Origin of the sequence: Azospirillum sp. RU38E, assembly GCF_900188385.1 — a bacterium.
Lineage (GTDB): Bacteria > Pseudomonadota > Alphaproteobacteria > Azospirillales > Azospirillaceae > Niveispirillum.
The window spans coordinates 1-12408 of the sequence record NZ_FZOI01000006.1 but is presented as its reverse complement, the minus strand read 5'-3'; the positions used below and the strand labels follow the sequence as shown (position 1 = coordinate 12408).

Genomic DNA, 12408 nt, shown 5'->3' with positions numbered 1-12408 from the left:
ATCTCGGGAGAAAATCAGCCGCCTGCCGTCTTCACGGCATCAAGCGCAAGGTTGAGCTTTAGCACATTGACCACCGGTTCGCCCAGAAAGCCCAGGGTGCGGCCCTGCGTGGCGCCGCTGATCAGCGACTGCACCTGCGCCAGCGACAAGCCGCGCGCCGCCGCCACGCGCGGCGCCTGCCAGAGGGCGGCGGCGGGGGAGATATGGGGATCGAGCCCGCTGGCGCTGCTGGTCACCAGATCGACCGGCACCGGGCCCACCGCGTCCGGGTTGGCCGCCTTCAGGGCTGCCACCCGCTTGGACACCTGATCGACCAGGGCCGCACTGGAGGGGCCGAGATTGGTGCCGCCGGAACTGGCCGCATCATAGCCCTTGCCAGCGGCCGACGGGCGCGACCAGAAATAATCCGGCCGGGTGAAGCTTTGGCCGACCAGGGCGGAGCCCAGCACGCTGCCATCAGGCCGGCGGATCAGGCTGCCATCGGCCTGATCGGGGAAGGCCAGCTGGGCGATGCCGGTGACGGAAAGCGGATAGGCAATCCCGGTCAGAACGGTGAGCCCCAGCAGCAGGGTGACGGCGGGGCGGAAATGGGAAAGCATGGTTGGGGTTCTCCTGAGGGGGGGTAGAGGGACGCTCTCCCGCCATCGCTCCGGCCGTTGCCTGGAGGTGCTAAGTCAGCCTTTTGCACCCTCCCTGCCTCCCCCGCGAAAGCGGGGGTCCAGGAGCCAAGGGCGCCCAAGCGTGGGTTCATGTGGCCCCTGGATCCCCGCTTTCGCGGGGAAGGCACGTTATTCCAAGGGGCAGACTTAGCGCCGACAGACAAAGGCCGAGGTGACAGTGACGAGCGAGTGACAGGCGGCAGCGTCTACACCAGCCCCAGCGCGGTGACGGCCAAATCGATCAGCTTGATGCCCAGGAAGGGCACCACCAGACCGCCCAGCCCATAGAGCAGCAGATTGCGGGCCAGCAGGCTGGCGGCAGGCGCCGGGCGATAGCGCACCCCCTTCAATGCCAGCGGGATCAGGAAGATGATGACCAGGGCATTGAAGATGATGGCCGACAGGATGGCGCTGGCCGGGCTGTGCAGCGCCATGATGTTGAGCGCCTGCAGGGGCGGATAGGCGGCCACGAACAAGGCCGGGATGATGGCGAAATATTTCGCCACATCATTGGCAATGGAGAAGGTGGTCAGCGCCCCCCGGCTCATCAGCAATTGTTTGCCGATCATGACGATCTCGATCAGCTTGGTCGGGTCGCTGTCCAGATCGACCATATTGCCGGCCTCACGCGCCGCCTGGGTGCCGGTATTCATCGCCACGCCGACATCCGCCTGGGCCAGAGCCGGGGCATCGTTGGAACCGTCGCCGCACATGGCGACCAGCCGCCCCTCTGCCTGATACTGGCGGATGCGTTCCAGCTTCAGTTCCGGCGTCGCCTCGGCCAGGAAATCATCAACCCCGGCTTCGGCGGCAATGGCGGCGGCCGTCAGCGGATTGTCGCCGGTGATCATCACCGTGCGGATGCCCATCTGGCGCAGGGTGGCGAACCGCTCCCGGATGCCGGGCTTGACGATATCCTTCAGATAGATGACGCCCAGCAGCCGGCGGCCATCGGCCACCACCAGCGGCGTGCCGCCGGACCGGGCCACCCGTTCCACCAGCCCGGTCAGCTCGCGGCCTTGCGCCGGGCCGATGCTGGCCTGTTCCTCCATCCAGGCGCGCATCCGGTCGACGGCCCCCTTGCGGATGCGCCGGTCGCCCAGATCAACCCCGCTCATCCGGGTTTGTGCGGTGAAGGCAACAAAGACCATGCCGGCGCGGTCGGCTGGCAGGGCGATGCCGGCCCGCTGGCGGGCCAGCGCCACGATGGAACGGCCTTCCGGCGTCTCATCCGCCAGGGAGGCCAGCAGCGAGGCTTCCGCCAGCTCATGTTCCTGCACCCCGGTCAGGGGCAGGAATTCCGCCGCCTGCCGGTTGCCCAGGGTGATGGTGCCGGTCTTGTCCAGCAGCAGCACATCAATATCGCCCGCCGCCTCCACCGCGCGGCCGGATTTGGCGATGACATTGAACTTCACCAGCCGGTCCATGCCAGCAATGCCAATGGCGGACAGCAGCCCGCCAATGGTGGTGGGGATCAAGGTGACCAGCAGCGCCACCAGAAACACCACCGGGATCAGAAAGCCGGTATAGAGGGCAAAACCCTGCAAGGTGACCGTGACCAGCAGGAAGATGATGGTCATGCCGACCAGCAGGATGGTCAGGGCAATCTCGTTGGGCGTCTTCTGGCGCTTGGCCCCTTCCACCAGGGCGATCATCCGGTCCAGGAAGCTTTCACCCGGATTGGCGGTGATGCGCACCACGATGCGGTCAGACACCACCAGCGTGCCGCCGGTGACGGCCGAGCGGTCGCCGCCGCTTTCCCGGATCACCGGGGCGGATTCACCGGTGATCGCACTTTCATTGACGGTGGCGATGCCGTCCACCACCTCCCCGTCGCCGGGGATGGTGTCGCCGGCTTCCACCAGTACCAGATCGCCGGCCCGCAGGCTGGCGGCGGCCACATTGTCCCAAGCGGTGGCCTCGATGCTGGCCAGCTTGCGGGCCATGGTCTCCGTGCGGGTGCGGCGCAGGCTGGCGGCCTGGGCCTTGCCGCGCCCCTCTGCCACCGCTTCGGCGAAATTGGCGAACAGCACGGTGAACCACAGCCAGGCGGCAATCTGCCCGGTCAGCAGCACCTCAGCCCCCTGGATCAGGTCGCGGGCAAAGATCAGGCTGGTCAGCAGGGCGACAATGGCGGTGACGAACATCACCGGGTTGCGGAACAGCAGGCGCGGGTCCAGTTTGCGAAAGGCCACGCCCACGGCCTGGGCGGCGATGCGGCCGTCCAGCAAGGTGGCATTGCTGGAATTCATCATGGGATGGCTCCGAACAGGGTGCCGGCCTGCAGGCTGAGATGCTCGGCAATGGGCCCGAGCGCCAGGGCCGGGAAGAAGGTAAGACCGCCGACAATGACGATGGTGGCGATCAGCAGGCCGATGAACAGGCCGCCATGGGTGGGGAAGGTGCCGGCGCTGGCCGGCAGGGTCTTCTTGGTGACCAGCGACCCGGCAATGGCCAGCGTCGGCACGATCACGGCAAAGCGGCCCAGCAGCATGGCCAGCCCGATCATCGTATTGTGATAAAGCGTGTTGGCATTGAAGCCGGCAAAGGCCGAGCCGTTATTGCCGGTGCCGGACGCATAGGCATAAAGGATTTCCGACAGCCCGTGCGGCCCGGCATTGGCGACGCTGGCCAGGGCCGAGGGGATCACGGCCGTCAGCGCCGCCCCGCCCAGGATGCAGACGGGGTAGACCAGCACGGCCAGCAGGGCCAGCTTGATCTCCTTGGCCTCGATCTTCTTGCCCAGATATTCCGGCGTGCGGCCCACCATCAGCCCGGCGATGAAGACGGCCAGGATGACAAAGACCAGCATCCCGTAAAGCCCGGCCCCGACCCCGCCGAAGATCACCTCGCCCAGCAGGATATTGGCCATCGGCACCAGACCGCCAAGGGGCGTGAAACTGTCATGCATGGCATTGACGGAGCCGTTGGAGGCCGCTGTCGTGCTGACCGCCCACAGCGATGACAGGGCAGTGCCGAAACGCACCTCCTTGCCTTCCATATTGCCGCCGCTGTTGCTGTCGCTGGCCGTGTCATTGACGCCCAGGGCGGCGATGGCGGGGTTGCCCTGCGCCTCGGCCCAATAGGTGACGCCGATGCCGGTCACCAGCATGATCGACATGGCGGCCCAGATGGCCCAGCCCTGCCGCGTATCCTTGACCATGCGCCCGAAGCTGTAGACCAGGGCGGAGGCCAGCATCAGCAGATAGAGCGTTTGCAGCAGGTTCGACAGGGCGGTCGTATTCTCATACGGGTGGGCCGCATTGGCATTGAAGAAGCCGCCGCCATTGGAGCCCAGCTGCTTGATGGCAATCTGGCTGGCCACCGGCCCCTGCGCCAATATCTGTTGGGCCCCTTCCAGCGTATTGGCGCTGACATAGGCCCCGAAATTCTGCGGCACGCCCTGCCAGACCAGGAAGAGGGCGGAGACAAAGGCCAGCGGCAGCAGCACATAGAGTGTCGCCCGCACCAGATCGGCCCAGAAATTGCCCACAGTACGGCCCGACCGGCGGGCAAAGCCGCGGATCAGCGCCACCGCTACGGCAAAGCCGGTGGCGGCAGAGACGAAATTCTGTACCGTCAGCCCCACCATCTGGGAGAAATAGGACAGCGTGGTTTCGCCGCCATAGGCCTGCCAGTTGGTGTTGCTGACAAAGCTGATGGCCGTGTTGAAGGCCAGATCGGGGCTGACCGCCCCCAGACCCGCCGGGTTCAGCGGCAGCCAGCCCTGCAAGCGCAGCACGGCATAAAGCAGCAGCAGACCCAGCAGGTTGAAGGAAAGCAGGGCCAACGTATAGCTTGTCCAGTGCTGTTCCTTGGCCGGATCGATGCCGGCCAGACGATAAAGCCCGCGTTCGACGGGGCCGACCAGCGGGCTGAGCCAGGTGCGTTCCCCTTCGAACACGCGGGCCATATAGCCGCCGAACAGCGGCGTCAGCAGGGCCAGCAGGGCGAGCGTGAACAGGATCTGTAAAATGCCATCGGCGGTCATGATGTCAAAACGCCTCCGGGCGCAGCAGCGCATAGACCAGATAGGCCAACAGGCCGGCAGCCACCAGGCCGCCGGCAATCAGATCGAAAGCCATGATGTCCCCCCTTTAAAGCCGGTCGCAGCCATAGGTCAGGCCGGCAAACAGGGCGAAGGCCGCCAGAATGGCGCCCAGGAAGACGAGGTCGAGCATAGGTTCCCCCGCAAAGCGGTTGTTGCAGTGCACAGGGTGCGCCGAGGGGGCGTAAGGGCTCCAGACGGGTTTCAGGGGGCCGGTATAAAGAACCCATAAAGAGGGCGATGCCGCCCGCTATCCTGCCAGCCCTGCGCCTGGCTGAAACCGTGACCATGGCCATTTGGGCGCAGGCACCGTGCAGCGATGAAGCCGCACCCAGCCAGCTGGGCAGCTTTCGCCTGCCCCGGGCCGCCCTGGGGCTTTATGACAGGCAGGGCCGGCAAGGGGCACGGGTAGGATCAGGCGGCGATCCCCCGGGCCTGTTGAAAATTCCTAGAGCCGGGTGCGTTTAAATGGAAACACACCCGGCTCTAAGTCCTTGTTCAGCGAGCGGATTCACGCTCCAAAGCGATTCCGCTTTTCCGCGATCCGCTCTAACATTTTGATTCGATGGCGATGTCACGGGAGGCATCGCCATGTTGGGACAGAAGGATCGTCGTCAGCCTGAGCTGTTTGTGTCGGGGTGGCTGCGGGATCTGGTGCCTGCGGACCCTGTGCTTGTTCGGGTAGACAAGGTTCTCGATCTGGGTTGGCTTGAGGCGGAGGTCGCCGATCTTTACAGCGCTCAGACGGGCCGCCCCGGGATTGCGCCGGAGGTTGCGGTTCGGTTGATGCTGGCTGGGATGCTGCTGGGCATCGTTCACGACCGGCGGCTGATGCGGGAGGCACAGGTCAATCTGGCGATCCGCTGGTTCATCGGCTATGGGCTGCATGAGCCATTGCCGGATCATTCAAGCCTGAGCAGCCACCATATCCGCCAGCGCTGGGGAGCAGATCGGTTCCGGCAGATTTTCGTGCGTACCGGGCAATCTTGTATCGCCGCCCGGATCGCCAAAGGCGAGATCGTCCATATCGACAGTTCGTTGATCCGGGCCAATGTCAGCTGGGATGCCATCGCGCGGCGCCATGTCGACGCCGTTGAGACCGTCAATCCGCAGGAAAGCGGGGAAGATCAGGGCGATGGCCTGCCGCCGCAGCCGGCGAAGGACGCGAAGAAGACTAATACCACCCCGCCTAAAGGTCAAGCTTTAGGCGGGGTGGTATAACGTCCGTCCCGCAGACCTGGAATTGCCGCTTGCCCAGGTCGATCGCCAGCAAATATGTCGCCCCTATCATGACCTCCAGTGTGACGCCCGTCGGAAACCTTAACCTGGAAACCAACCATGCCCCGGTGAAGGGGCATCCACACCATCAGTTCACTGTCGGTTCTGATCACGGCCCTCAATCGCCGCTGCCCACATGTATTGGTGCTGGTGCCGGAGGTACTGGAAATCTTGACCGGTGGTCAAGATTTCCAGTTACGGATATTACGAACCGATGCGGCCGCCATCGGTGCGGCGGACCCACACCACGGACGGACGGGGATATTCACCATCCGGCCACTTGGACTGGGTGTTGGAATAGAGGCCGGCGGAATCCTCGCCCGGATGCTGCACGGCGACGAACAGGGAGCTATTGTCCGGCGACAGCAGCGGGCCGCAGCATTCGGCACCGGCCGGCACCGCCAGGAAGCGCTTCACCGGCACCGGCTGGCCGGCCGGCACGTTCAGCGGGGCGGCATAGAGACCGTCATTGAACGGGTAGCTGGAGGGCGTGCCGTCGGTGGCGATCCAGATATTGCCGCTATTGTCGAAGGTGATGTTGTCCGGGGAGCCGAAACGGTCACCGGTGAAGGTGGAGATGCCGTTCAGGGAGATATTGTCAACGGCCGTCGCACCGGCCGCCGGGTCGCCGGCCAGCAGGAAGATACGCCAGGTGAAGCTGGTGGCGGCATGGTCATTGTTGGCTTCGGTCACTTCGATGATGTGACCGGTGCGGTTCGGGCCGCGCGGGTTGGCCGCATCGGCCTTGGCCGGCACGGCACGGCCAGCACCGGCGCGGGCGCTGCTGGTGTAATTGGCGGTGCTGCTGGCGGCCTGACGGCTGCTGTTGTTGGTCAGCACGATGTACATCTTGCCATTGCCGTAGAAATCATCATCCACGGTGGCCTGCAGGTCTTCCGGCCGGTCCATCGGGGTGGCGCCCACAGCGTCACCGGCGCGGCGGCTGTTCAGCAGCACATCGGCCTGGGTCTGGAAGCGGCGGCTGCCATCGGGATAGGTGGAGGCGGCCAGCTTCGGGCCGGAAACGGCGTCGTTCAGGTCCAGCGGCAGCCAGACACCGGTGCCGTCGGCATTGAAACGGGCGGCGTACAGCTTGCCGTTTTCCAGCAGGTTCATGTTGGCGGCGCGGTTGCCCGGCGTGTAGGTGCCGGCCGACACGAACTTGTAGACATATTCAAAGGTGGTGTCGCAGCCGGAATAGGCCGTCACCGTGTTGGTGCCGCGCGTCAGGGCGATGGTGGCGGCTTCATGCTTGAAGCGGCCCATGGCGGTGCGCTTCTTCGGGGTGGAGGTCGGGTCGTAGGGGTCGATCTCGACGATCCAGCCGAAACGATACGGCTCGTTCACGCCTTCCGGCTTGCCGCAGTCGAAACGGGCGACATGCTTTTCCCAGCCATTGCTGCTGCTGGTGCTGGGGATCGTGTAATCCTGGTGATCCAGGGCGATCTTGGCATCGGTGATCTTGGAACGGTTGGCGAAATACTGGTCGAAATTCTCTTCCGCCGACAGATAGGTGCCCCAGGGGGTGAAGCCACCGGCGCAGTTATTGAAGGTGCCCAGCACCAGGGTACCGGTCGGGTCGGCCGGGGTCTTCAGCTTGTCATGGCCGGCAACGGGACCGGTGACCTGCATCGGCGTGGTACCGGTGACGCGGCGGTTATAGGGGGAGGTGACGTCATAGCTCCAGCGGCCGTTCAGCACGCGGACATTGACGACGCTGAAGCCGTGGGCTTCGATCTCGGTCAGGGCCTGGACTTCCGAACCGGTATAGTTTTCAAACATGTAGGAGCCACGGGTATATTCGTGGTTCACGCACATGATATAGGACGGATAGGGCAGGCGGCCGATCTTGGCCGGGGCGCCGAACCGTTCCGGGAACATGGCGACCATGTCGCAATTGAAGCCGAAACGCTTGGCCTGGTCGGCCGGGGTCTGGTTCAGCGGGTCGAAGGCCGGCATCCCGGGGAACAGCGGGTCGCCCCAGCGGATCAGGGTATTGGCTTCGTAACCGGCGGGCACCACCACCTTGTCGGCCTTGCTTTCACCGATGGAGGTGAAGGACAGATCGGCGGCGGCGGCCTTGGCTTCATTGCCGGTCAGGAAAATGCCGGAAGCGGACAGGGCGGCACCGGCAACAGCGCCGCTGCGCAGAAAGTTACGGCGGCCGATGCTGGCTTCCAACACCTTGTCAAAGGTCTGGTCCGCGCCGATGCCACGTTCTTCAAGATTGTCGCGGTCGATTTCGGGGGTATCGATCTGGCTCACGGACTGTGCTCCCTGGTCTGTTGGAAAGGCCGGTTGACGCGATGTCGCGGGGACGGCATCAACTACACCAATCAAGACGACGATAATTTTGGGAATATGTGAATATTATGTGTCAATTCTACTGAGTTTGCCGATTCTATATCAGCACAAAATATAAGAATGATTATCAATATCAATTTTTGCCTTTCGACGCATCGCGGTTTCTTTCACATCAATCCGTAACAAAAGATGGTTAGAAGCGGTGGCTGTTTCTCTGTCCAGCTCGGCTCCGATGCTGGTTGAACATTCTTTTGCATATTCCGGTGACATAAGCGGCTGGTTCCCCTGCCAAAACGGGTGGACCGGCCATTGCAAAACCAGGGAAGGTTGGCGGCCACCATGGGCATCACGATCTCTTCGCGGCGTTCGCGTAATGCGGTTCATCGGCTGACGGCCGGCACGGCCATGCTGGTGCTGCTGGCCCTGGCCGGGCCGGCCCTGGCGCAGCAGAGCCTGCCATCAGCGGCGGAGCCCCGCCGGCCGGATCTGACGCCGACGCTGCCGCCCGCGGCCCCCAGCCAGGGCGGGATCGAGATTGCGCCGGCCCCCGGCAGTGCCCCCGTTACCGGGGCCGCCACCATGCCGCTGACGCTGAACCGCGTGGTGATTGAAGGGGCAGGGGTGTTCGGCCCCGGTGCCTTTGATGATCTGACGCGGGGCATCACCGGCCGGCCGATCACCCTGGCCGACCTGTTCACCACCGCCGATGCCATCACCGCGCGCTACCGCGAAGCCGGCTGGGTGCTGACCCGCGCCGTGGTGCCGGCGCAGCGGATCAGCGATGGCACCGCCACCATCCGCATCGTTGAAGGCTTCATCGCCCGCACCGTGGTGGAAGGTGATGCCGGCCCGCATAAGGATCGTATCCAGGCCTATCTGGACCGGCTGACTGCTGCCAAGCAGCCGGTGAACATCCATGATCTGGAACGCCAGCTTCTGCTGGCCAATGATCTGCCGGGCGTGCGCGCCCGTGCCGTGCTGTCGCCGGCCCCTGGCCAGACCGGCGGATCGGTGCTGACGGTGAAGCTGGAACATGATCCGGTGCAGGCCTATGCCAGCATCGATAATCGCGGGTCGGAATATACCGGCCCCTGGCGCCTGCTGGCCGGTGCCGTCTTCAACGGGGCCAGCGATGGCGGCCGTTTCCTGATCAGTGGCGTTACAGCGCTCCGCGATACAGACGATCAGCAGGGCCTGACGCTGGGTTTTGATCAGTTGGTCGGCACTGAAGGCACCGTGTTGGGCATCCGCGCCGGGGTGCAGCGGGGCCAGCCGGGTTACACGCTGGCCCCGCTGGACGTGTCGACCCGCGCCAACAGCCTCAGCCTGCACGCCGCCCATCCGCTGCTGCGCAGCCGGGCGCAAACGCTGGTGCTGGAAGGCGAATTCAGCGCTTATGAGACGCGGACCAATTTCTTCGGCCAGCGCTTTGCCGCCGATACGGTGCGCACCCTATCGCTCGGTGCTGATTTCCGCTCGGTCGACCGGTTGGGCGGCAGCAACCATCTGGCGCTGCGGGTGGTGCGCGGGCTGGATGTCTTCAACGCCACCAGCGATACGGCCCCCAACAAATCCCGCGCCGCCGGTTCGGCTGAATTCACCCGTATGGCGCTGGATGCCGAACGGGTGCAGGTGATATCCGGCCCCTTCACCGCCCGCATCGCGCTGTCGGCGCAGATCGCCGACAAGGCGCTGCTGGCGTCGGAGGAATTCAAGCTGGGCGGGGCCACCTTCGGGCGCGGCTTCGATGATGGCGAATTGTCAGGCGATGAGGGCGTCGCCGGCTCGCTGGAACTGCGTTACGCCGTGCCGCTCCGCGCCGGGCCGACCCTGCAGCTTTATGGTTTCTATGATCATGGCAAGGTCTGGAACGATGACCCGGTGACGCTGCTGGACGGGGTGGAGCTGGCCTCCATCGGGGGTGGCCTGCGCGCCAACCTGACGGACAATCTGTCCGCCGACCTGCAGGTGGCCAAGCCCCTGCGCCGCGATGTGGCGACCAAGGGCGACCGTGCCGCCCGCTTCTTCGCCGCCTTTACCGCCCGCTTCTGATCCGTCGGCGCCTTAATCAGGGGGAACATCCCATGGTCCGTGACATGCTCTCCAGCCGCCGCCGTCTGCTGGCCGGTTCCGCCCTCACCGGTGTTCTGGCCCTGGCCATGCCCGCCGGTGCCAACCCCACCGATCCCACCATTGTGCATGGCAGCGTCGGCTTCGCCAGCACCGGCCCGGTGCTGGAGGTGACGCAGGGCAGCGACAAGGCCATCATCGACTGGCGCAGCTTCGGCATCGCCCAGGGTGAGGTGACGCGCTTCATCCAGCCCGGCAGCGGCGCCATCGCGCTGAACCGGGTCACCGGCGATCAGGCCTCCGTGCTGAATGGCCAGCTGACGGCCAATGGGCAGATTTTCCTGATCAACCCCAATGGCATCCTGTTCGGTGCCGGGGCACAGGTGGATGTGGCCGGGCTGGTGGCCACCACCGCCAATATCGATAATCAGAAATTCCTGGCCGGGGATTACCGGTTCGATATCGCCTCCCCGCTGGCCGGGGCCGCAGTGGTCAATGAAGGCCGCATCAATGCCGGCCTGGTGGCCCTGGTGGCCCCGCATGTGCGCAACGGCGGCACCATCACGGCCGAACTGGGCACGGTTTCCCTGGGTGCGGCACAGCGCTTCACGCTGGACCTGGCGGGCGACGGGCTGATCAGCTTTGATGCCGGCAGTGCCGTCGATGGGGCGAAGCTGGAACAGGCCGGCCGCATCAGCGGCGCCACCGTGCTGCTGTCCGCCGCCACGGCGGCGCGGGTGGTGGATAATGTCATCGACATGACCGGCGTGGTGGAAGCGCGCGGCGCCTATCGGGATGGCGGCGACATTGTGCTGGATGGCGGCCAGGGTGCCATCGCCGTTTCCGGTACGCTGGATGCCAGCGGGCCGGCGGGTGGCGGCAACATCCAGGTGGGCAGCGCCCAGACCAGCCGGCTGGATGTGACCGCCACGGCCATCCTGCGCGCCGACGCCACAGAGAATGGCAGCGGCGGCCATGTCACCTTGATGTCGGCCGAACAGACGCGCTTTGCCGGCAACATCAGCGCCAAGGGAGCGGGGGCAGGGCAGGGCGGCAATGCAGAGGTTTCCTCTGCCGGTACGCTTTCCTATCAAGGCAATACCGACCTGACGGCAGAGAGCGGCGTCAAGGGCACCCTGCTGCTGGACCCCAAGAACATCATCGTGGCCGCCACGGGCAGCAGCGATGTGGCCGGCAATGACGGCTTTGGGGAGAATGCCGGGTCTGACGCCACGCTGAGCGCTGCTTCCGTGGTGGCGGCGCTGAACGGTGCCAATCTGGTGCTGCAGGCCAATAATGATATCAGTGTCAATGCGGCGGTGAATGCCTCGGCCAATGCCGGGGCCGGTGATCTGACGCTGCGGGCCGGTCGCTCGGTGGCGCTGAATGCCGATGTGACGCTGAAGGGCGGCTTGTCGGTGCTGGCCAATGATCCCGCCGCACTCGCCGCACAGCGCGACCCCGGCACCGGTTCCATCAGCGTGGCCAGCGGCGTGACGGTCACCACCAGCGGCGCGCAATCCTATCAGGGTGACCTCAGCCTGGCCGGCAATCTGGTCGGCAGCGGCAACGGCGCCATCGGCATCACCGGCGCCCTGTCGGTCAGCGGTCTGGCCGGCATCGTCACCGCCGGCGGCGCGGCCGACAATGTGACGGTGAGCAACGGCACCAATGGCCCCGGCTTCCTGCTGGTCGATGCCGGTGCCGGCAGCGTCTCGCTTGGCGCGGTCGGTGCTGCGCAGGCCCTCTCTGGCCTGTCGCTGAATGGCAGCAGCCTGATTATCAGCAGCGTCACCACGACAGGGCAGCAGGATTATGCTGGCAACGTCCGTCTGGCCGGCGATCTGGTCAGCACCACGGGCGGGTCTATCCGCCTGGGTGGCCCGGTCACCCTCACCGGTGACAGCGCCATTGTCAGCGCTGGTGCGGCCGGTGACGATATCCGCCTCACCTCCACGGTGAATGGCGGCTACGCCCTGGTGACCGATGCCGGCAAGGGTGCCGTCAGCTTCGGCGGTGCCGTCGGTGGTACGACGGCGTTGAAGTTCC

At 65.2% G+C, this 12408-nt stretch carries 8 protein-coding genes and 1 pseudogene; 3 read left to right on the top strand and 6 right to left on the bottom strand.

Going from position 1 to position 12408, the window contains the following annotated elements:
• Window positions 1-14 precede the first annotated feature (14 nt).
• The 4 genes from kdpC to kdpF all read right to left on the bottom strand — a co-directional run bounded on the left by kdpC (window position 15) and on the right by kdpF (window position 4744).
• Window positions 15-599: a potassium-transporting ATPase subunit KdpC gene (kdpC, locus tag CHB97_RS12590; protein ID WP_089288443.1), complete on the bottom strand. Its 585-nt coding sequence runs from the start codon at window positions 597-599 to the stop codon at window positions 15-17.
• Window positions 600-865: 266 nt separating this feature from the next.
• Window positions 866-2911 (bottom strand): potassium-transporting ATPase subunit KdpB, encoded by a 2046-nt coding sequence (gene kdpB / locus CHB97_RS12585; protein WP_244559525.1) that lies wholly within the window; start codon window positions 2909-2911, stop codon window positions 866-868.
• Window positions 2911-4650 (bottom strand): potassium-transporting ATPase subunit KdpA, encoded by a 1740-nt coding sequence (kdpA, locus tag CHB97_RS12580; protein ID WP_089288445.1) that lies wholly within the window; start codon window positions 4648-4650, stop codon window positions 2911-2913. The genes kdpB and kdpA overlap by 1 nt, the downstream gene beginning before the upstream one ends.
• Before the next feature lie 4 nt (window positions 4651-4654).
• The gene (gene kdpF, locus CHB97_RS12575; protein WP_084438593.1) at window positions 4655-4744 is read right to left on the bottom strand and encodes a K(+)-transporting ATPase subunit F; all 90 of its coding nucleotides are present in this window, start codon (window positions 4742-4744) and stop codon (window positions 4655-4657) included.
• Window positions 4745-5298: 554 nt separating this feature from the next.
• Here kdpF and CHB97_RS12570 point away from each other — a divergent pair.
• Window positions 5299-5803 (top strand): annotated as a pseudogene (locus CHB97_RS12570) (transposase); the annotation flags it as partial.
• 386 nt (window positions 5804-6189) lie between these two features.
• On the opposite strand, the gene CHB97_RS12565 reads toward CHB97_RS12570, so the two are convergent.
• Window positions 6190-8250: a PhoX family phosphatase gene (locus tag CHB97_RS12565; protein ID WP_200819920.1), complete on the bottom strand. Its 2061-nt coding sequence runs from the start codon at window positions 8248-8250 to the stop codon at window positions 6190-6192.
• Between the two features lie 141 nt (window positions 8251-8391).
• Complete coding sequence (locus tag CHB97_RS26375; protein ID WP_160105811.1) at window positions 8392-8559, bottom strand: hypothetical protein; 168 nt, start codon at window positions 8557-8559, stop codon at window positions 8392-8394.
• Between the two features lie 69 nt (window positions 8560-8628).
• Here CHB97_RS26375 and CHB97_RS12560 point away from each other — a divergent pair, with 69 nt between their 5' ends.
• Both CHB97_RS12560 and CHB97_RS12555 read left to right on the top strand, forming a co-directional pair.
• Complete coding sequence (locus tag CHB97_RS12560; RefSeq protein ID WP_143270878.1) at window positions 8629-10341, top strand: ShlB/FhaC/HecB family hemolysin secretion/activation protein; 1713 nt, start codon at window positions 8629-8631, stop codon at window positions 10339-10341.
• 32 nt (window positions 10342-10373) lie between these two features.
• Window positions 10374-12408, top strand: a 2035-nt coding sequence (locus tag CHB97_RS12555; RefSeq protein WP_143271319.1) for a filamentous hemagglutinin N-terminal domain-containing protein, incomplete at its 3' end; no start/stop codon positions are given.

Bases quoted from the DNA above. Each gene is read 5' to 3' on its own strand.
- kdpC (WP_089288443.1), bottom strand. From the start codon at position 599: ATGCTTTCCCATTTCCGCCCCGCCGTCACCCTGCTGCTGGGGCTCACC.
- kdpB (WP_244559525.1), bottom strand. From the start codon at position 2,911: ATGAATTCCAGCAATGCCACCTTGCTGGACGGCCGCATCGCCGCCCAG.
- kdpA (WP_089288445.1), bottom strand. From the start codon at position 4,650: ATGACCGCCGATGGCATTTTACAGATCCTGTTCACGCTCGCCCTGCTG.
- kdpF (WP_084438593.1), bottom strand. From the start codon at position 4,744: ATGGCTTTCGATCTGATTGCCGGCGGCCTGGTGGCTGCCGGCCTGTTG.
- CHB97_RS26375 (WP_160105811.1), bottom strand. From the start codon at position 8,559: ATGTCACCGGAATATGCAAAAGAATGTTCAACCAGCATCGGAGCCGAG.
- CHB97_RS12560 (WP_143270878.1), top strand. From the start codon at position 8,629: ATGGGCATCACGATCTCTTCGCGGCGTTCGCGTAATGCGGTTCATCGG.